Origin of the sequence: Enterococcus eurekensis, assembly GCF_042654605.1 — a bacterium.
Taxonomy (GTDB): domain Bacteria; phylum Bacillota; class Bacilli; order Lactobacillales; family Enterococcaceae; genus Enterococcus_I; species Enterococcus_I eurekensis.
On record NZ_JBHSGT010000013.1, the window covers coordinates 32648 to 54336 of the forward strand.

The 21689-nt window shown below is 37.5% G+C and carries 19 protein-coding genes; 2 read left to right on the plus strand and 17 right to left on the minus strand.

What is annotated here, in order from left to right:
• Nucleotides 1–6: 6 nt before the first annotated feature.
• Nucleotides 7–300: a hypothetical protein gene (locus tag ACFO3L_RS01275; RefSeq protein WP_379963053.1), complete on the minus strand. Its 294-nt coding sequence runs from the start codon at nucleotides 298–300 to the stop codon at nucleotides 7–9.
• Between the two features lie 146 nt (nucleotides 301–446).
• On the opposite strand from ACFO3L_RS01275, the gene ACFO3L_RS01280 reads away from it, so the two are divergent.
• Nucleotides 447–1484, plus strand: coding sequence for a YncE family protein (locus ACFO3L_RS01280; RefSeq protein ID WP_379963055.1), 1038 nt, complete (start codon nucleotides 447–449; stop codon nucleotides 1482–1484).
• 120 nt (nucleotides 1485–1604) lie between these two features.
• Here ACFO3L_RS01280 and argF read toward each other — a convergent pair whose 3' ends face one another.
• The 12 genes from argF to ACFO3L_RS01340 form a co-directional block, all read right to left on the minus strand.
• Nucleotides 1605–2510 (minus strand): ornithine carbamoyltransferase, encoded by a 906-nt coding sequence (gene argF / locus ACFO3L_RS01285; RefSeq protein WP_379963057.1) that lies wholly within the window; start codon nucleotides 2508–2510, stop codon nucleotides 1605–1607.
• A 15-nt stretch (nucleotides 2511–2525) separates the two neighbouring features.
• A complete protein-coding gene (locus ACFO3L_RS01290; RefSeq protein WP_379963059.1) occupies nucleotides 2526–3695 on the minus strand; it encodes an aspartate aminotransferase family protein in 1170 nt (389 codons plus the stop codon).
• A gap of 14 nt (nucleotides 3696–3709) precedes the next feature.
• Entirely contained in the window at nucleotides 3710–4564 is an 855-nt protein-coding gene (gene argB / locus ACFO3L_RS01295; RefSeq protein WP_379963061.1) for an acetylglutamate kinase, read from the minus strand.
• 21 nt (nucleotides 4565–4585) lie between these two features.
• Complete coding sequence (gene argJ / locus ACFO3L_RS01300; RefSeq protein ID WP_379963063.1) at nucleotides 4586–5824, minus strand: bifunctional glutamate N-acetyltransferase/amino-acid acetyltransferase ArgJ; 1239 nt, start codon at nucleotides 5822–5824, stop codon at nucleotides 4586–4588.
• A 25-nt stretch (nucleotides 5825–5849) separates the two neighbouring features.
• Nucleotides 5850–6782 (minus strand): N-acetyl-gamma-glutamyl-phosphate reductase, encoded by a 933-nt coding sequence (gene argC, locus ACFO3L_RS01305; RefSeq protein ID WP_379963065.1) that lies wholly within the window; start codon nucleotides 6780–6782, stop codon nucleotides 5850–5852.
• A gap of 17 nt (nucleotides 6783–6799) precedes the next feature.
• Nucleotides 6800–8170 carry an argininosuccinate lyase gene (gene argH / locus ACFO3L_RS01310; RefSeq protein WP_379963067.1) on the minus strand — a complete coding sequence of 457 codons (1371 nt, stop codon included), beginning with the start codon at nucleotides 8168–8170 and terminating at the stop codon, nucleotides 6800–6802.
• Between the two features lies 1 nt (nucleotide 8171).
• Entirely contained in the window at nucleotides 8172–9398 is a 1227-nt protein-coding gene (locus tag ACFO3L_RS01315; protein ID WP_379963069.1) for an argininosuccinate synthase, read from the minus strand.
• A 352-nt stretch (nucleotides 9399–9750) separates the two neighbouring features.
• A complete protein-coding gene (gene iadA / locus ACFO3L_RS01320; RefSeq protein ID WP_379963071.1) occupies nucleotides 9751–10938 on the minus strand; it encodes a beta-aspartyl-peptidase in 1188 nt (395 codons plus the stop codon).
• 723 nt (nucleotides 10939–11661) lie between these two features.
• The gene (yfcC, locus tag ACFO3L_RS01325; protein ID WP_379963247.1) at nucleotides 11662–13353 is read right to left on the minus strand and encodes a putative basic amino acid antiporter YfcC; all 1692 of its coding nucleotides are present in this window, start codon (nucleotides 13351–13353) and stop codon (nucleotides 11662–11664) included.
• A gap of 210 nt (nucleotides 13354–13563) precedes the next feature.
• Complete coding sequence (locus ACFO3L_RS01330; protein WP_379963073.1) at nucleotides 13564–14946, minus strand: serine hydrolase; 1383 nt, start codon at nucleotides 14944–14946, stop codon at nucleotides 13564–13566.
• A 26-nt stretch (nucleotides 14947–14972) separates the two neighbouring features.
• Complete coding sequence (locus ACFO3L_RS01335) at nucleotides 14973–15860, minus strand: helix-turn-helix domain-containing protein (RefSeq protein WP_379963075.1); 888 nt, start codon at nucleotides 15858–15860, stop codon at nucleotides 14973–14975.
• A gap of 65 nt (nucleotides 15861–15925) precedes the next feature.
• Nucleotides 15926–16825 carry a LysR family transcriptional regulator gene (locus ACFO3L_RS01340; protein ID WP_379963077.1) on the minus strand — a complete coding sequence of 300 codons (900 nt, stop codon included), beginning with the start codon at nucleotides 16823–16825 and terminating at the stop codon, nucleotides 15926–15928.
• 122 nt (nucleotides 16826–16947) lie between these two features.
• Here ACFO3L_RS01340 and ACFO3L_RS01345 point away from each other — a divergent pair, with 122 nt between their 5' ends.
• Nucleotides 16948–18138, plus strand: a complete 1191-nt coding sequence (locus ACFO3L_RS01345) for a coenzyme F420-0:L-glutamate ligase (protein WP_379963079.1) — start codon at nucleotides 16948–16950, stop codon at nucleotides 18136–18138.
• 110 nt (nucleotides 18139–18248) lie between these two features.
• On the opposite strand, the gene ACFO3L_RS01350 is transcribed toward ACFO3L_RS01345, so the two are convergent.
• The 4 genes from ACFO3L_RS01350 to ACFO3L_RS01365 form a co-directional block, all read right to left on the minus strand.
• Nucleotides 18249–18653: a YbaN family protein gene (locus tag ACFO3L_RS01350; protein ID WP_379963081.1), complete on the minus strand. Its 405-nt coding sequence runs from the start codon at nucleotides 18651–18653 to the stop codon at nucleotides 18249–18251.
• Between the two features lie 92 nt (nucleotides 18654–18745).
• Nucleotides 18746–19942 (minus strand): NAD(P)H-dependent oxidoreductase, encoded by a 1197-nt coding sequence (locus ACFO3L_RS01355; protein ID WP_379963083.1) that lies wholly within the window; start codon nucleotides 19940–19942, stop codon nucleotides 18746–18748.
• Nucleotides 19943–19953: 11 nt separating this feature from the next.
• Nucleotides 19954–20568, minus strand: coding sequence for an NADPH-dependent FMN reductase (locus ACFO3L_RS01360; RefSeq protein WP_379963085.1), 615 nt, complete (start codon nucleotides 20566–20568; stop codon nucleotides 19954–19956).
• Between the two features lie 37 nt (nucleotides 20569–20605).
• On the minus strand, nucleotides 20606–21508 hold the full coding sequence (locus tag ACFO3L_RS01365; protein WP_379963249.1) for an FAD:protein FMN transferase: 903 nt from the start codon (nucleotides 21506–21508) through the stop codon (nucleotides 20606–20608).
• Between the last annotated feature and the right edge of the window lie 181 nt (nucleotides 21509–21689).

The following is a 21689-nucleotide window of genomic DNA, read 5'->3' on the forward strand; positions in this document are numbered from 1 at the left end:
TTGTTTTTAGTTTTGATAAACTCCGTCCAATGCTTGTAACATCTGATAGGTTTTTTGATACGCTTGGCAACCATCCGCAGGTACTTGATAGTCATTCGTCAATTTTCTTAATTGTCTGATTTCTGGTGCTAACGCTTCTTTCGTTGCCTCTTGTTGGACTTTTTCTTGCACCTTCAAAAATACTTCTCGTACTTCTAATAATTCTGGGTGATTTTTACCATGAACTTTCGCAATTGTTTTGGAGTATTTATCTAACTCTGCAAAATTTTCTACGACAAAATTTTTTAAATTTGTTGTCATTTTAATCCCTACTTTCTTCTTTCCTCTAGTCTACTGTCTGAGCAAATTTTATGAATTGATTTGTATCAAGTTACAAACTTTCTATTCTTTTAATTCCCTTATAAGCGTAAGTTTAGTACAATTCATAATACAAAGGAGGTTTTTTTGTGACCATAAAAAAAAGAATTTACTCTCGTTATGCATTCTTCTTACTACTTTTAATAATTATTTTTTACGCTTCTTGGCAGTGGTTTCAGGCTATCTCTACAAACTATTCTCTAGTATTCAAAGAGCAATACCCGCATTTATCTACTAGCTTAATACCAAAGACTCAATACAAAATTCCTGATTTAGAAAATACACTCACCATGGACGTCAAAACACATAAGCCTACGAACGCAGAGAACATGATTCCTCAAGGTTTGGCATTTTCGAACGATTTCCTTTTTATTTCAGCCTATAGCGCTGATAAAAAGTACAATTCCGTTATTTATGTCTTAGATAAACATTCTGGATCACATAAAAAGACAATTGTTCTTCCTGATTTGGCACATGCTGGGGGCCTTGCCTATGATCCGATCAGTAATAACTTGTGGTTAACAACCGAAACAGCCGATGAAAAAGCAAAAATCGCAGCATTTTCAGTCAAACAAATCAAAGAATATGATTTTGAGCATGCAAAACAGCCGCTTGCCTATCGTTATGAAATTCCGTTAAAAGATTTACCAAAAGCTTCTTTTTTAGCTTATCATGAAAGCAACTTGATTGTTGGTCATTTTAAAAAGGACAATGAAGGCACACTTGTTAGTTACCCATTAGATAATAGCGGACTTCCTCACCAGGCAAAACAAAATAATCCTGAAGAGACACGTGGTATTGATTCAAAAAAAGAAAAAGTAGAAATCGTTGAAAAGATTCAAGGCGTGACTTTTTTCAACAATCAAATTCTTTTCTCTCAATCATACGGCGAGTCGGACTCACAACTTTTTTTCTTGAAAAATAATCTTGAGAAAGACCCCATTTCTTATAAAGAAGAAGATTTCTCCTCATCAATAGACTTTCCACCTTATATGGAACAAATTGTAGTAGAAAATGAGAAGCTTTTCGTTTTATTTGAATCAGGTGCAAGCGAGTATCGAAATCAATCAGATGTCATACCCATTGATGAAGTAATTGTATTTGACCTAACGAAACTAAAAAGATAGGACTACGGCATTAGCCGCATTCCTATCTTTTTAGTTTGTTACACGTAATAAACTTGTTAATCAACGATTGCTTACATTCAATCAATTTCTCAGGCTAAAACAACTTTTCTACACTCGTTTTTAAGATGCCATCAACTTCACTAAAATGGCTTTTTGCGCGTGTAACCGATTTTCAGCTTCATCAAAAATCACGTGGGCATACTTTTCAAAGATTTCTGTTGTAATTTCTTCCTCGCGATGGGCCGGTAAGCAATGTAAAACAATCGCATCCGCACTGGCTACATCCATCACCAACTGGTTGATTTGATAGTTGGCAAAAGCTTTTTTACGCTCTTCGACTTCTGCTTCGTCTCCCATTGATGCCCAAACATCGGTAATTACGACATCCGCTGCTTTAGCTGCTTCTAAGACATCGGTTGTTTGTTCAAAATGAGGATTCCCCGCAACAAAATCCGCAATTTCTGGATGCAATTCATAACCTGTGGGTGAAGCTAATGAAAAACGCATGCCTAATTTTAAAGCTCCGACGATTAACGAGTTTGCCATATTATTTGGATCCCCAATAAAACAAACTTTTAAACCTTCAAACGAACCTTTGTATTCACGAATCGTTAATAAATCAGCGAAAATTTGGCAAGGATGTGAAAAATCAGTTAAGCCATTGATCACTGGAACACTGCTATATTCGGCTAATTCTTCGACAATCGCATGGCCAAATGTCCGGATCATAATACCATCGCAATAACGCGAAAGTACACGTGCGGTATCTTGAATCGGTTCCCCACGTCCCATTTGTAAATCATTTGAGCTTAAAAATAAAGGATGTCCGCCTAATTGATACATACCCACTTCAAAAGAGACGCGTGTTCTCGTTGATGATTTTTCAAAAATCATCGCTAACGTTTTACCCGCCAAATGAGGATGTGGAATGTTATTGGCTTTTTCATATTTTAATTGATCCGCTAAATTTAATAACTCAATAATTTCTTCTTTTGATAAATCGAGCATTTTTAGTAAATGGTTCATCGACTCACTCCTTCATTAATCTGCTAAAACTTTGGCTAAAATCGCTAATCCTTGTTTAAGTTCCTCAGCACTAATTGTTAGTGGAGGTAATAAACGAATTTTTTCTTTGGCTGAAAGTACGATTAAACCTTCTTCCAAGCAAGCATCGATTACTTCTGCTGCCGTTTTACTTTCCAACTGAATCCCCAACATCAAACCAATGCCATCGATTTTTTTTACTTCTGGCATTTTTTCTAGATGTTGTCGTATTAGCTGTTCTTTTTGTTGAACGCTTTCTAGTACTTGTAGTGTTAGTTTATCTAAAACCACTTGCGCACCTGCACAAACCACTGGATTACCACCAAAGGTTGTGGCATGATCCCCTGGCTGAAAGACATCGGCTAATTTCTCATTACATAATACCGCACCAATTGGAAGGCCGCCACCTAATCCTTTAGCTAAAGTGCTAATATCTGGTTGGACTTGATAATGTTCGCTGGCCAACAGTCTGCCTGTTCGGCCAATTCCTGTTTGAACTTCATCTGCAATCACTAAGATATCTTTGGCTGCACAAAGCTCAAATAACGTTTGAACATACACTTTGTCTAGTAAATGAATGCCACCTTCACCTTGAACGAATTCAATCATCACCGCACAAACTTGATCATCAAGTTTACTTGTTAAATCAGCTAAATCATTGGCTACCACATAATCAAAACCAGGTGTGAAAGGATCAAAAGATTGATGGAAAACATCTTGACCGGTTGCTGATAAAGTCGTAACCGTCCGACCGTGAAATGAGTCTTTCAAGGTTAAAATTTTATAACGTTGGGCGGATTTCCCATAACGGTCAAAACTATATTTACGAGCCAATTTAATTGCACCTTCATTGGCTTCTGCACCAGAATTTCCAAAGAAAACTTTTGCATAATTGGTTCTCTGACATAATATTTCAGCTAATTGTGCCATCGGTTGTGTATAGTATAAATTGGACGTATGTTGCAAAGTCTGACTTTGTTTAGCAATTGCCAAACTCCACTCCGGATCACTATAACCAAGTGAATTGACTCCAATTCCACTACTAAAATCAAAGTATTGTTTGCCGGATTCATCATAAACAATTGCTCCTTGACCTTTAACTAAGGTGACTGGTTTTCGAGCATAAGTATGCATCACGTATTGTTGTGTTTGCGTTTGTACGGACATTGACTCCCTCCTTTTTAAGAAAACATTGTTCCAATTCCTTCTTTTGATAACAACTCAATTAATATCGAATGCGGTGTGCGTCCATCAATAATAATTGAACGTTTGACTCCTCGACGAATCGCTTCGACACAACATTCAATTTTCGGTATCATACCACCACTAATAATCCCTTGCTTGACTAGACTCGGTACTTCACTAACTTGAACGAGTGGAATTAAGGTATTCTCATCGGTTTGATCACGTAGAACGCCTTTAATATCCGACATTAAAATTAAATTTTCTGCTTGGAGTGTAGCTGCAATTTTAGCAGCCGCCGTATCGGCATTAATATTATACGTCTGTTTATCTTCACCAATTCCAATCGTTGAAACAACTGGAATATAGCCGTGATCAAGGGCATTGATAATCGGAGTCGCATCAACATTTGTTATCGTTCCAACAAAACCGAGATCAACACTGCTAATTTTTTTCTCAGCTTGAATCATTGAACCATCAATCCCACAAAGACCAATCGCCTTTCCGCCACTTTTTTCCAAATGTGCAACCAAATTTTTATTAACCTTACCCGCTAAGATCATTTGAACGACATCCATCGTCTCTTGATCGGTGTAGCGTAGCCCATCCACAAAATGACTCTCTTTGCCAATTTTTTGAAGCTGTTCATTAATTTCTGGCCCCCCACCGTGAACCAATACGACTTTAATCCCAATTAAAGAAAGTAAGACAATATCTGCCATAACGGCATCTTTCAATGCTTCACTCGTCATCGCATTGCCCCCATATTTGACGACCACAATTTTATTGTTATATTTTTGAATATAAGGTAACGCGTCCATTAAGATTTCAGCGCGTAATTTATCTGATATCATTTCCTGCACCTCGCTTATTTCCTATGTATGATAGTCGGCATTAATTTTGACATAATCATAAGTTAGATCACAGCCCCAAGCCGTTGCTTTGGCTTGTCCTTGACCTAAATCAACATAGATGAATATTTCATCTTCAGTCAAAATTTCCTCCAGTTGAGCAACATCAAAAGCTATGTGTGAACCATTCAAACAAACGGTCGCACGCCCTTTAACGGAAGCTAAATCGACTTGAACATTTTCAATCGAAAAATCACCTTCGCTGTAACCAATCGCACATAAAATTCTGCCCCAGTTCGGATCTTGCCCAAACATTGCACTTTTAACGAGGCTTGAAGTAATGACACTTTTAGCAATCAGACGAGCTGTTGCTTTATCTTTTGCACCAGTCACTTGGCATTCCAATAGTTTTGAGGCACCTTCACCATCTTGGGCAATTTTACGTGAGAGTTCTCTTAAAACAACATACAAACCTTGAATAAACAATTGATATTCAGCGGACTGACTATCTGTAATCAGTGGATTTTCGGCTAAACCAGAGGCCAGAACCGTCACCATATCATTGGTTGAAGTATCACCATCAACCGAAACCATATTAAATGTTTCATCCGTTACCGCTCTTAAAGCTTCTTGTAGTAAGGCTGCCTCAATTGCGACATCGGTTGTCACAAAACAAAGCATGGTAGCCATGTTTGGATGAATCATCCCACTCCCTTTTGAAATTCCACCAATTCGAACCGTTTTTCCAGCAATTTCTATTGATAGGGCGTATTCCTTTTGACACGTATCCGTTGTTAAAATCGCCGCTGCCGCTTGATCGTTGCCCTCACGGCTTAATTGATTTTTTAATTCTGATGCCGCTTCACTAATTAAATCAATCGGTAATGGTTGACCGATAATTCCTGTTGAAGCAACGACCACATCACTTTCCTCAATATCTAACTGTGCGGCAATCGTTTGACACATTGTTTTCGCATCTTTTTCCCCATTGGCGTTACACGTATTGGCATTGCCGCTATTGACAATAATCGCTTGTGCTTGGTGATTTTTTAAATGCTTTTGGGTCACATATATCGGTGCCCCTTTGACTTTATTTTGCGTATAAACTGCCGCCGCTTGGCAAAGATTCTCACTATAAATCAAAGCTAAATCTGGTTTGTTTTTATTTTTGCGTAATCCACAATGAACCCCTGACGCCAAAAAACCTTCGGCCGCACAAACCCCATTGGGAACAACTTTATAATTAAACTCTTTTGTTAACAACCTTTGTTTCCCCCTTTATCACTTCCTAAATCAGTGATGTTGTTTCATCAATTCCCATCATCAAGTTCAAACATTGAACAGCCGCACCAGAAGCTCCTTTGCCTAAATTATCTAGACGAGCAACGAGTAAAATTTGTTCCTCATGTCCGGAAATAAAAATTTCTAGCTCATTCGATGCTACCACACCATTTGCAGCCAAAAATCCAGTCGCTAGCGGCGGTTGTACTTTAATAAAAACTTGATCTTGATAGTAATTTTCAAAAAAATCTTGTAGCTCTTGCACACTTTTCTTTTCTGAAAGTAATCGTGTATGCAAGGGAATCGCGACAGTCATTCCTTGATAATAATCGGCAATTATCGGATTAAAAATCGGTGGATAAGCTAACCGTGAAATAGCTTGCATTTCTTTTAAATGTTTATGCTTTTGTTCCAAAGCATATAACCTTGGCGCATCATACTCGATCGACCGATTGGCCTCTTCATAAGTTTGAATCGTTTGTTTGCCACCACCACTGTAACCACTCGTTGCGTGACAAACAATCGGATAGTCATTGGGCATAATCCCTGCCGTAACCAACGGATAAACAAGTGCTGCGAAACCACTCGCATAGCACCCGGGAACTGCCACTCGTTTCGATGTTTGAATGTTTTGTCGATGACTATTCGATAATTCTGGAAAACCATAGGCCCAATCGACATGCGTCCGATGAGCCGTTGAAGCATCGATCACTTTAACCGCTGGATTTTCAATTAAAGCGACCGCTTCAATCGCTGCTAGATCCGGTAAACAAAGAAACGTGTAATCCGATTGATTCATCAGTCGTTGACGTTCTTTGGGATCTTTGCGTAATGCTGAATCTATTTTTAAAAGTTCCAAGTCGGATCTTTTTTCTAGACGTTCAACAATTTCAAGGCCCGTTGTCCCTTCTTGCCCATCAATATAAACCTTTATTTTCATTTACTTCTGGCCCCTTTTTAAATTTTTTCCAGTGCCACTTTGATTTGTTGCTCGACAGCAGTCTTTGCAGGTCCGCCATCAACTTTTCGTTCATTCACACAAGTAATTAAGTCGATTGCTTGATAAATGTCTTCCGTAAATAACGGACTAAGCGCTTGATAACTTGCCAAATTTAATTTTTCTAAAGTAGTATTTTCATCAATACATTGAGCAACTAACTGACCGGTTATTTGATAGGCGTCACGAAAAGCCATGCCTTTTTTAACAAGATAATCGGCACAATCGGTCGCATTAATGAAACCTTTCGCGGCTGCTTGACGCATATTTTCTTTTAGAACCGTCATTGTTTCAACCATTGGTGCTAATGTCGTTAAGCAAAGTTTAGCTGTATCAAGAGCATCAAAGACCGCTTCTTTATCTTCTTGCATATCTTTGTTGTACGCCAGTGGTAAACCTTTCATCATCGTTAGTAATGTCACTAGATCACCAATCACGCGACCTGTTTTACCACGAATTAACTCAGCAATATCTGGATTTTTCTTTTGTGGCATAATGCTTGAGCCCGTTGCATACGCATCATCTAGCTCAATAAATTTAAATTCCCATGAACACCACAAAATAATTTCTTCGCAAAAACGGGATAAATGCATCATTAAGATCGCCAAATCACTCGTCAATTCAATCGCAAAGTCACGATCAGAAACAGCATCTAAACTATTTTGGGTCACATCTGCAAAGCCTAAAAGTTCTGCGACTTTTTGGCGATGGATATCATAAGTCGTTCCCGCTAAAGCACCGCTTCCTAAAGGCATGCTATCCATCCGTTTTTGACTTTCTGCAAGACGTTCAGTATCTCGTAAGAACATTTGCACATAAGCCATCAAATGATGAGCAAAGGTAATTGGTTGGGCTCTTTGTAAATGAGTGTAGCCCGTCATGACGGTTTCAGTGTGCTCTTTAGCTAAATTACAAAAAACTTGAATCAGATTTTTCGTTAATTCGATGACTGTCGTTGTTTCATCTTTTAAATAAAAACGTAAATCAAGCGCAACTTGATCGTTACGACTGCGAGCCGTATGTAGTCGCTTGCCACTTTCTCCGAGTTTCTCAGTCAAAGTCGCCTCAACAAACATATGAATATCTTCGGCTGTTGGATCGATAGCTAGTTTGCCCGTTTCTAATGCAACTAAAATTTCTTCTAAGCCTGTGATGATTTTTTTTGCTTCTTCTTGTGGAATAATCCCTTGCTCACCCAGCATCGTGGCATGAGCGATACTGCCAAAAATATCGTGCTTGTACATCTGCTGATCAAAACGAATCGAAGAGTTAAAATCATTGACGCGTTCATCAATTTCTTTTTTAAAACGTCCGGCCCACATTTTCGCCATCTTACTCACCAACCTTGTTTAATAACGCTTGAACCGTGATTGGTAGACCGAATAAATTGATGAAACCTGCTGCATCGGCTTGGTTATAGACTTCATCTTCACCAAACGAAGCGAACTCTTCGTTATAAAGCGAATAAGGTGAGGTCAAGCTCACATTGCTGATATTTCCTTTATACAATTTCAATTTCACTTCTCCAGTGACCGTTTGTTGCGTTTGATCAACAAAGGCACTTAATGATTCGCGTAATGGCGTAAACCATAAACCGTTATAGACAAGTTCAGCAAATTTATTTGAAACACCTTGTTTAAAATGTTGGGTTTCTTTGTCTAAACACAACGTTTCTAAAGCTTGGTGCGCATGGTATAAAATCGTACCACCTGGTGTCTCATAGACTCCACGGGATTTCATACCGACTAAACGGTTTTCAACAATATCAATAATACCGATCCCGTTGGCTCCACCAATTTTGTTCAAAGCTTTGATTAATTCAACACCCGCCATTTTTTTGCCATCTAAAGCTACGGGAATTCCCTTTTCAAACGACAGTGTTACATAAGTAGGGCGATCGGGTGCATTCTCTGGTGAAACACTCAATTCTAAAATTTGATCGTATTTTGGTTCATTCGCTGGATCTTCTAAATCTAAACCTTCATGCGATAAATGCCATAAGTTCATGTCTTTTGAATAATTTGTTTCTCTTGTAATTTTTAAAGGAATTTGATGTTTTTCCGCGTATTCAATCTCATCTTCACGTGATTTTAATTCCCAAGTCCGCCATGGTGCAATAATTTTCATTTTAGGCGCAAAAGCTTTAACTGCCAGTTCAAAACGAACTTGGTCATTGCCTTTTCCAGTACAACCATGACAAATCGCATCGGCGCCTTCCGCTAAAGCAATTTCTACTAAACGTTTGCCAATAATTGGACGGGCAAACGAGGTACCTAGTAAATAACTATTTTCATAAACGGCACCAGCTTTTAATGAAGGGAAAATATAATCTTCAACAAATTCTTGTTGTAAATCTTCAATGTATAATTTTGATGCGCCTGTTTTTAACGCTTTTTCTTCCAAGCCATCAAGTTCTGCATCTTGTCCGACATTTCCTGTAACGGCAATCACTTCACAATTATTATAATTTTCTTTCAACCATGTAATCATAATTGATGTATCCAAACCACCAGAATAAGCAAGAACCACTTTCTTAATCTCAGTATTACTAATAACCATTTTTCATTCCTCCTGTTATCTTTGTTAATCTATACTATACGTATATTTTTACTAAAATCAAGGATAAAATGCATATTTATTCATATTTGTTTCGTTATTGTTTGTTTTTACGTATATTAAATACTCTATATTCATTTGAAAAATGATTTTTAAACAAAAAAAGCGCTAAATACCGTTGATAAAACAACTATTCCACGCTTTTCAATATATTTGATAATTAAAACACTCTTCACTTCTCATCCCTCATTTTGATAACTACTTTTACCTAGAATAGAATCATTTGACTAGTCGTTAAAAAAGCTCCTGCAAACATAAAAAAAGAAGTCCGACACTCATCAGACTTCTTTCTTTTTTATCGATTTAATTGTTCAAAGGTTCCCCAAACTTTGACTGCTTTTTCTTCAATCATCACTTGGCCTTTAGCAATCACGGTACGAATATCTAACGTCTCTTTATCTAACAAGCAAAGATCGGCATCTTTTCCGACAGCTAAAGAACCCTTATGCTCAAGTTTTAAAACGCGAGCTGGATTGCATGTCACTGCACGTAACACAATTTCTAAGGGAATGTTTTCTTTAAAAACAGCTTCTTTAATCCCAACAAGTAGTGATTTTGAACTGCCGACTCCCATACCAATAAACTCATTTTGTTCATTAAAATAAGGCAAACTTCCTTGTCCATCAGAAGTCATTGTAAAATTATCTAAACTTATCCCTTCCTCTAACACACGTTTTAAAGCTTTACTAAAACGAACTTCACCATCGGTCTTTTCCCAAAAATCAGGATTTTCACTGCCAGTAAAATCAATCACGCCACCTTGCTTAGCAAAAGTTAGACAAGCTTCAAAGACCTCTTGTGTTCGGTTAGCATGGGTTGGCCAAAATTGACTAATCGGAATATCGGTCTCTTCAATCGTTTGATGGATAAGCTTTAATCGATCTTTGCCATCGCCTAAATGAATATTGGCAATCCCAGCTTTTCCGGATAACATGCCGCCAACCCGTGCATCAGCTACGGTACGAGTAAACTCATTCAAAGTTGGTTGTGACGAACGATGATCGGCAATCGCTAATTCGCCCACACCGATAATTTTATCAATCGTCAAGAAATCTTTAATGATTGAATCGGTCACCGGTTCAATTGGCAAACGATACGATCCATCATACACATAGGTCGAAATCCCTTCTGCCTCTAACCCACGTGCTTTACTAATTAAGGCCGTCATATCACGACCCACACCATCGGTACCAAGACATCCAACAACCGTTGTTACACCAGCTGTTGTTAATTGGCTTAATGTCACTTCCGGTGTACGATTATGATATCCATTTTCACCACCACCACCTAAAATATGGAAGTGTCCATCAATGAACCCGGGTGTTAAAATTTGACCTCGGCCATCAATTTCTTCAATCGCTAACTCCTCAAATCCACCAGTTAATTCATCTTCCATTGCAACAATTTTATCATTAACAATTAAAACATCCATCGTCCCCAAAAAATCGGGTGCATAAACTTCAACTTGACGAATAATCAACATAAAAACCACTCCATTTCTGTATATTAGAGGCTATTTATAGAGCGCTTTGGCACGAGAAATAAGCAAAGCTTACGAAAAAATCGTTCTTGGATTTTTATCGGAAGATGACTTATTTCCGAGTGACAGCTCTAGAAATGCCGTTTGAATTAGAGGCTATGATTGAAGTGCTCAGCTAGGAGAAATAAGCGCGCATCTGGAAAGAAAATGGCTCTTTCATTTTTTTACAGATCGACTTATTTCCGACTAGCTACTTCAAACATGCCGTTTAAGTTAGAGGCTATTTCTAGAGCGTTTTGGCACGAGATATAAGCAAAGCTTACGAAAAAATCGTTCTTGGATTTTTATCGAAAGATAGCTTATTTCCGAGTGACAGCTCTAGAAATGCCGTTTGAATTAGAGGCTATGATTGAAGTGCTCAGCTAGGAGAAATAAGCGCGCATCTGGAAAGAAAATGGCTCTTTCATTTTTTTACAGATCGACTTATTTCCGACTAGCTACTTCAAACATGCCGTTTAAGTTAGGGGCTATTTATAGAGCGTTTTGGCACGAGATATAAGCAAAGCTTACGAAAAAATCGTTCTTGGATTTTTATCGAAAGATAGCTTATTTCCGAGTGACAGCTCTAGAAATGCCGTTTGAATTAAAGACTATTTACAGAGCGCTAGCACCATCCTCAAAAAAAAAGCTGAGATGGCGTTGACCATCCCAGCACCTCTTTTAATTTTACTGCAAGCCAATTGCAATGGCAATCATAATGAAGATTGAACCTAATACGAATAAGAATCCTTGCATTTTAATTTGGAATCTTGCCCATTTAATCCATTCAATACGAGCGACACCAAGCACACCAATCAAACTAGCTGAAACCGGTGTGAAGGCATCCATAAAGCCTGAACCTAATTGGTAAGCTAAAACGGCGATTTGGCGAGGTACTCCAACAATATCCGCTAATGGCGCCATAATCGGCATCGTCAAAGCAGCTTGTCCAGAGTTTGATGTCACAACTAAGTTGAATAAACTTTGGAAAATATACATTACCCAAGCACCAAACCAAGCTGGTACTCCGACTAAGACCGTTCCAATACTATGTAAAACAGTATTTAAAGCAGAGGCCACGTTTGCATCTGAGCCCCCTAATACAAGTAAAATTCCTTTTGCCATCCCAACAACAATCGCTGTTCCGGCTAAATCAGCGGCACCTGATTGGAAAGCCGCGGCCACGTCATTAATACTCATACCTTCTAAATTAAAGATTACCGCAATAATCCCTGCAGCTAATCCCATCACAAAGAATTGTGAAGCAATTTCCGGAATGTAGTAACCTTTTTGAGTGACACCCCAGATAATCCAAACTAGAACGATTAACATTTCAATAAGGACTAATTTGTGACCTAATAAGAAAGGCTTGTTCTCTTCGTTTGTTTTTTGAATATGCTCACGGAAGTAATTATCCGTTTTGTAACTTAATGATTTCTCAGGTTTTTTACGAATTTTTTCTGCATAAACCATTAGATAGGCTGCTGATAAACTAGTGATAACCACCCACATAATTAAACGGAAAGTCGCACCAGAAAGTACTGGCACACCAGCAATTCCTTGGGCCACAGCCACACTAAAAGGACTCATCCAAGAAGTTCCGTTACCGATTTGTGAGGCCACGTAGGTGACGGTGACGGCTACGATTGAATCATAACCAAGTGCAATCACGAACGGTACCATAATCATCGCAAATGGGATCACTTCTTCTGCCATCCCAAAAGTCGCGCCGCCAAAAGAAAAGGCAAAGAATAATAGTGGTAACGCTAAACGTTCCAACCCTTTTGTTTTACTAATAAAGGCAAAAATACCAGCTTCAATTGCGCCTGTACGCATAATAATTCCAAAAGCACCACCAACAACTAAAATCAATGCGGCGATACCAACGGCTGAACCGTATTTGTCCCCAGAAGTTAACCCTTCAAAAACAAAGTTTAAAAATCCAAAACCACCAGTGTCATCGGTTCCCCAAACACGAGCTGTACGATGAAGTTTTTTACTTGTGTCATAGATTTCCATGCCATATAAATCGTACAAGGTATCATCGGTTAAAGCAATCTCATCCAAAGCTTCTTGTGTTAAATCAGCTTCGCCACTTGCTAAAACGGCTTCCAATCCTTCTTCTGGAATGGCTAATTCTTCCATTTTATCCGGATTGTTTTGTAACTCTTCTAATTGATCAAAGGCAAACTCTTGATTTAATGGATAGGCGTATCGGAAAGAATCTTGTTTCAGAACCGTTCTGGTACTAACGCCTCCTTGTCCATCGTCGTATTCAATTTCTTCTGTACTGAATTTCCCGGCTGGAACTAGAAATGTTAAAAGCCAAGAAAAAAGAACCACTCCAAAAATAATGACATAAATATGGGGGGTCTTCATTTTTGTAAAATCTTTTTTGACCCTTACTTCTTTATTTTTCTTCAAAATATTCTTCCTTTCATTAATAATTATAAGTAAAACACGCTTCAATTTGAATATTATACATTATTTTCTATAAAAGGGCATTGGTAAAAAATGAGAAATAGTAAAAAAAACTAAAAAAATAACGAGGGCGATGATGAATATCATCCTCCTCGTTATTATAGATACTTATCTTCGTCCGCGATTTTGACGCGCTATACGACGGCGACGTTTATTTTGAATACTAGATACAACGATTAAAATAATTAACAGAACTAAAACCCCTATTCCTAGAGCAATTCCTAGTCCCAATTTGGAACCGAAGAAATCAAGATTCAATACGCTCCCGACTTTTTCAGTTACTTCTTGTACCACAACTTCTGGTGTCTTCACTTTTGTCACCGTTTGGGTTACTTGTGGAATATTATCTGAAATAGTTGATAGTCCATTGGCCAAATGAATCTGATCACCTTCAACTATCATTGACAAATCTTGTTCGTTTCGAACAGTATCAAACAGGCTTTCTTCTAAAATAATTTTTTCATCTTGAACCGTATGTTCTCCTGGACTTAAAATTTCACGATATGAAAACTGAGTAAAACCATATTCAAAGGCTGCATTTGCAAAAGGTTGACGGTAATACTCTCCATTTTGATCAACCCAGTCACCGACACCCAAAACAATCGTAATCAAACGCATCTCTCCACGTTGACCAGTCATCGCGATATTGAAACCACCTGATTGACTTGATCCCGTTTTTAGACCATCGACGCCTTCATAAGCGTGTTTCAAGCCAGGTAATGAGTGATTATAACTATCGAAAGTTTCTTCATACGGTGTTCCTTGCATCGTTGTCACTTGTGCTTGGTTCGTATATTGGACAACATCAGGATTCAATTTCAATAAATGATAAACTAAAATCGCTAAATCTCTAGCAGTCGTTTCATTATCTGCTTGAGTTTGTAACGTACTACCATCAATCCCCTCAGGTAGATAGAGTCCATCAAAAGCAAAAATAGCGGCACCAGTAGCATTGTAAATTTTCGTATGATTCATGCCTAACTCAGCTGCTTTGGCATTCATCATTTCTAAAAAGATAACCGGATTTGGTTCAACCAACTCAGCTAACATCAGTGTCGCAACATTCGAAGATGGTACCAATAACATCGGAATTAACTCACGAACAGGGTATTCAACACCCGTAATGATTGGTGCGTTACTTAATGCATAGATTTGTGACATTTGTTGATAACGATCGTTGCCAACAATGGTTGTGTCTAAGCTAAATTTCCCTTGCTCCATCGCCTCGTAAACTAAATATAAAGTCATTAATTTCATAATACTCGCTGGATTATGGGCTAAATCTGGATTTTCGCCCCATAAATATTTCCCCGTATTCGCATCAATCAAGACGATTGATTTTGGTCGATGCATTTCATCGACGGTATAACCTGCGGCTTGAATCAAATCCATCATTGTCGGCTCTTCTTCTGCCAACACAGTCATCGATGTACCAAACATTGGTAAAATCAAACCAATCAAACAAATCCACTTAACTACTCTTTTTCTCACTGCCAAAAATTCCCCTTTTCATTTCCTTAACCAATCAAGCCCGCAAAAGCTGGATCCATTAATAATTGTTGTTTAAAATCTTCCAATTTCTGTAATCCAATCATATTTTTATTAATTTTGGCATAGGCCCTTGTATCATAGTACAAATCAATAATTTCTTGTGGTTCCTTTTTTTGAACCAAGGCATTTTTAGCTAATTGAAAAGTCATTCTAGCCAAATAATACGTTACGTGGTTATCTGAACAAATCGCCACACCATGCGTCAGTAATGCATCGCTCGTTTCATAATCCCCACTATTAGCATAAAAGGAGCCACAATAATATAAAATATTCAGTAAGCGCCAAATATCATGGGTCTCTTTAATTGGGTATTGATAAACATCGGTAATCGCTTTATTAAAGAAGTATTCAGCTTTTTCTCTTTCGTTCAAGTTTTCATACAAAAGCCCCATTCCTGTATAAGCCAACAAGGTTAATATATCAGTTTCTTCTGCTGGAGCCTCGGCAATAATTCGATTAAAGTAAAAGAAAGCATCCGATGTCGGACCATTTTGTAAAGCAATTAAATAACCTTTTAAGTAATCATAATACCAATGTTGACGTTCCTCTTGTAGCGCTTCTACTTGAATTTGATCTAAGATTTCTTCGGCTTTTTCATATTCGCGTAAAATAAAATTAAACTCTGCTTTTCCTAGTTTTCGGTTAATATCTGTTTCTTTGACTCCGACTTCTGGGAAAAGTTCTCCTAGGCTAATATTTAAACGATGGCACAATTGAATCAAAATTTTAACTGTCGGGATTTGTCCGTTATTTTCAAAACGACTCAAAGTTGCTTGTGTGCAAATACCATCACTCAACTCTTTTTGTGATAGCCCCATGGCTTTTCGTGCGGCAATAAAACGTTGAATATCCATTTCGATCTCCATTCTTTCATAATAATCCCATTGTAACATATCTCATATAATCTGCTTTTCTTTTTTTAACCTTTCACGTTTTTTTCCGCTTCAATGCTTTCCACAAATATTTTAACTGCTGGTGATAAAGAAACATTTTTCAAGTAACAAATCCCAATTGCCCGACTAGGAATCGGTTCTTCTAGTCGGATTTCAAAAACAACTTTTTTATCTAAATGATATTGTGAAAATTCGCGAATCACGCATGCCACGCCTAAATTAATCCGAGCAAAGTCTAAGACTAAATCCGAAGAACCAAGTTCAAAGTCTGGTGCTAATTGATAACCTTTTTGCGTGAAATAATTTTCAACGTAACGTCTAGCATTTGATTTATTTTCTAAAAAAATTAAAGGTTGCGTCAATAATTCTTCAATTGAAAGGGTTCGTTCACTCAAATCACGAAAGGCCTCACCAGCGATGAATGTATCATGTACTTTTAACGTTTGGGTAACATGAATTTGTTCATCTTCGATTGGTAAATTACAGATACCAACATCCACTTGCCCCGAACGAAGATAGCGGACAATTTCCGTAGTGGTTCCATTTAAAATTGTAAGTTTGACCCCTGGATACTTCTCATGAAATTCTTCTAAATAGGGTAGTAAATAGTAGCGAGAAATCGTATCCCCAACACCGATTCGTAAATGGCCAGTCTCTAAGGTTTTTAATGCCGAAAGTTTTTCTTCTCCGACTTGAATCATTCCAATTGCCGAATGAATATGTTCGTATAACATTTTTCCTTCATTTGTTAAAACCGCCCCTTTTGAAGTTCGATAAAAAAGCTGCTGGTCTAACTCTTTTTCTAAACGCATAATTGCCTGACTGACCGCTGATTGTGTCATATAAAGTTCTTGTGCGGCTTGCGAAAAGCTACTATTTTTACTGACGACATTAAAAATACGATATAAATCAAGATTTCCTATCATATAAGCACCCCTTATCCCCGATATTACTAACATTAATTTTATTTATACCATGACTTTATGGTATAGTAAACCAGTAATAAGAGTGATATCAAAAATATGTATTAATCAGAGGAGAGATTCAATTGACAAGAGCTGTAGGAACCGTTGTACGTGGCCTAAGAGGACCAATCATTAACCAAGGTGATGATATCGTAGGAATTACTGTTGACACTGTCATTAACGCAGCACAATCAGAAGGTTATGCTATCGAGGATAAAGATATTATCGCAATTACAGAATCAATCGTTGCTCGTGCGCAAGGAAACTATGCGACAATTGATGATATCGCCGCCGACATTCAAGAAAAATATCCAAATGGAAAAATTGGTCTTATTTTCCCAATTTTAAGCCGTAACCGCTTCTCAAACCTATTACGTGGAATTGCACGTGGGGCAAAAGAAGTTGTCTTAATGTTAAGCTACCCATCTGATGAAGTTGGTAACCACTTAGTCGCTTTAGAAGATTTAGACAGCAAAGGAATCAATCCTTGGACAGACGTTTTATCAGAATCAGACTTCCGTAAACATTTTGGTATAATTACTCACCCATTCACTGGTGTGGATTACATTGAATTTTATAAATCATTAATCGAAGGTGAAGGCGCAACTTGCGAAGTTATCTTCTCTAATAATGCCAAAACAATTTTAGAATACACAACTGATGTGTTAACTTGTGACATCCATTCTCGTTTCCGTTCAAAACGCATCTTAAAAGAAAATGGCGCAAACAGTGTTTATGGTTTAGATGATATTTTATCGCAATCACATAACGGTAGTGGCTTTAATGAAGCTTACGGTCTATTAGGTTCAAACAAAGCGACTGAAGATAGTATCAAACTATTCCCTAACAATGCTCAACCAATTGTTGACGCGATTCAAGAGCAATTAAAAGAAAAAACTGGTAAAAACATCGAAGTGATGATCTATGGTGATGGTGCTTTCAAAGATCCAGTTGGACAAATTTGGGAACTAGCTGATCCAGTTGTTTCTCCAGCTTACACTTCTGGCTTAGACGGTCTACCAAATGAGATCAAATTGAAATACTTAGCAGATAACAACTTTGCTCACCTAAAAGGCGAAGAATTAAAAGCAGCAATTTCTGAACACATTAAAAACAAACAAGCAGATTTAGTTGGTAACATGGAAGCACAAGGAACAACACCTCGCCAATTAACGGACTTAATTGGTTCATTGTCTGATTTAACTTCAGGTAGTGGCGATAAAGGAACACCAATGGTTTACATCCAAGGTTACTTCGATAACTTTACAGACTAATTTTTTTAAAAAGGACTGCGACTGATGTCGTAGTTCTTTTTTCTATTTTAAAAACAAAAAAAGACTGATCGAAGTCTCCTTCTTTCAGTCTGATCATTCATTGATTCAAGTTAGCGTTCCTCACTAAAGACACCTTTAGTCAGTGTTTTTTTCTTTGGGTGAAATTTCAAATACCATGTCAAACCAATCACATGGGCTAAATAAATGGCAAATAAAAACCCTTTGAGAAAAATAGAGGACACGATGACAATCGGCAAGGCAAAAACAACGCCCATTAAAAGAAACATGCGGATGAGACCTCGTGTCGAAATGTTCTTCCGAATGAATAGATCAACGACATAACTTTGATAATATTTCGATTGAACGAATTGATTGTAGCGCTTTTCAGAACTCCGCAGTAAGCAAAAGCTTGTCAGTACGTAAAAGCCTGTCGTTGGGATAAATGGTACAAACACTCCAATCGTCCCTAAGGCAAATGCAACTCCTGCGATGCTTAAATAAAATATTTTCTTCAATCCCCATCCGTCCTTTCTATCGCCCTCTAGCATACCATGTTTTCAATGAAGCAGATAGCATTTTTGCTCACAATCCTGATTCTTTCGATTTATCAAGCTTTTTCTGAAGCCCCTGAAACACCATCAACTGTTTCTTCTCCCTCTTTTACAGAAGCACTTGATACTCCGTCGACATTTTTTCCACCTACGAGTTCTTGACCCGTTTGCTCTAAGTACCATTCAATCACTGGTTTTAAATCTTGAATGTATTCGTTAATACCCACGTAATTGCCATTTTCATCGTGCATGGCTTGGTAATTATGAACAATGTATTTTTCAGGAACATTTTTTGGTACATGAACACGAACACAATCTGTTGCACCAGAACGTAGTTGTTGAATCACCCACTCCGCACTCTTTAGTGCAGATTCAGGATGACAATCCGCTAAAGAGTTGCCGACTTGATCTGGTGTGCGTGCCGCTAACATTTCGCCAGCTTCCATCGTTTTGTTATAGTACAAGAATTGATTATTATGATCGGCGTACGTTAATTCCATAGGCATGGAAGCTAAGAAATAATTTAATTGATCGACTGTTAGTAATCCACGATTCAATTCAACGTAATCACTGCCTTTTGCAGCCTTTGTTTTAGCAGAAGCTTGCTCTAACCAATCACCTGCACTCATATCAATGCCTTCAACCGTTGTTTCAACGGTACCTGTTGCATGTAAATCTTCTTTTGGTAATGCTGGTTTTGGACCTTGCATCACTGACACAACATCGACAAATTTTTTGAAGTTTTTCAAACACATTGTTAAAAAATCCATCGTGCGTTGTTCTTTTAAATTGTTATTTTCATCAAAAGCTTCTTTGACATTGCCTAATAAAAATTCATTTCCTGGCATCACCATTGCATTCACACCTGGTGCATCGAGAATTTGACGTAAATGCAATTGGGCACGTGAAGAACCTTGTGTATAATATGACGCTCCAACAATCATGACTGGCTTATTTTCTAATGGATGAATATTAAATGATAACCATTCTAACGCACTTTTTAATGCCGCTGGAATCGTATGATTGTGTTCTGGTGTCGCAATAATTACACCATCAGCCATTTTAATTTTTTGATTAATGTATTGTACTGCTGGGCTGTCTGTTTGATCATCACTTTGATTAAACAGCGGTAAATCTTTAATTTCTAAAACTTCCATCGTGAAGAGATTTTTATATTTTTTAGCGATGTATTGTAATAATACACGGTTATATGAAGATGCAGCATTTGAGCCGACGATTCCGACAATTTTCATTTTGATTTCCCCTATCTTTCGTTATTTTCCCAAGAAAAGTTTTCAGCAGCTTTTAAATTTTCAGCATGCGCGTGATTTAATTGCTTCATAATTTCTACGAATGTCATAAAATCAGCAAATAAACCTTCTAATTGCTTAATCGATTCTTCGTCTTTTAAGCGGCCTTCACTATCAAACGCTTGTAAAGAATGACCTAATAAGAATTCTGAACTTGGCATAATGCGCGCTTTTAATTCTGGTGCATCTAAAATTTGACGTAAATGAGCCTGCGCTCTAGAAGAACCTAATGTGCCATATGAAGCACCTGTGATCATCACGGGTTTATCAACAAAGGGATAAATTCCATAAGACAACCAACTTAAAGCATTCATTAATGATGCAGTCACTGCATGGTCGTATTCTGGCGTACTAATAATCACACCATCGGCCTCGTCAATTTTAGCTGCCATCGCTTGAACAATTTCAGGAACTTCCATTTTTTCAGGTTTATCAAACATCGGTAACTCTTTAATTTCAAGCACTTCAATCTCTGCTTGTTCACCAAAGTGTTTAGCAATAAATTGTAAAAGTGTGCGGTTAGTTGATTGATCAGAATTTGTTCCGACTAATCCAATAATTTTTTTCATATAATTCTTCCTCTCATGATAAATCTTTTTTTATTTTTCAAGAAACAATGACTTGTTCCAATGCTTTTGAATATAAAATTTGGCCATCATCAGTAATGATAATCGCTTCTATTTTTGGCAAGTGACTGATCGTTGCTAAGATTTCAGTTGGTGTTTTTCCAAATAAACAAGTTGTCCAAATTTCACCATCACAAGATGATTTTGAGACAATCGTTAAACTAACAACCTGTGTTTCTACAGGATAACCTGTTTTTGGATTAAAAATATGATGATACGTTTGTTGATTACTCGTAAGTTTCCGCTCATAAATTCCAGAAGTTACAACCGATTGATTCGTTGTTTTTAAAACAATCATTGACTGATTGCGTTCCTTGGTAGGATTTTGAACACCTACACGCCACTGTTGGTCGGCTTGTTTAGGATTTGCACCAAAAGTGACTAGATTTCCACCTAAATTAATTAAAGCCGCAGTCACACCCTCACTTTTTAAATAATCAATGATGCGATCAGCGATATATCCCTTTGCTAAGCAACCTAAATCGATTTTCATTCCTTTAACAGCTAAATAAACACTGCGATTCGTCGCATCTAAATGAATTTGTTCTGGATTTGTTAACAGCATTAATTCATCGATTTGAGCGTGACTTGGAACTTTCGCATCATCAAACCCAATTCGCCAAGTTTGAATCAATGGCCCAATCGCAATATTTAGATGACTATCTGGCAGGCAACTATAGTTCTTGCCAATTTGTATTAGTTCAAATAATTCCGGATGAACGACAACTGGTGAAATTCCAGCCTTTTTATTAATCGCCATTAACTCTGAATGATCGTCATTGGCACTAAAACGTTGCTCATACATTTTTAAACGAGCAATGGCTTCATCTAAAATCGGTCGTGGGTTCACATGATAAATTTGTAAATCAATGATGGTTCCCATCAACTTTACTTGCTCTCTTAATTGTGTCACATTTCACCACTTCCTTTTTTAAAAAGCTTCAAACCCGTTTGTTCATTCATTCACTTTCGAAATCAAAAAAATATAACTTTCTAAAATGATAAAAAAACATTGATATATAAAGTTTTATATTTATTAATTACCAAAATGATGTTATTTCTAT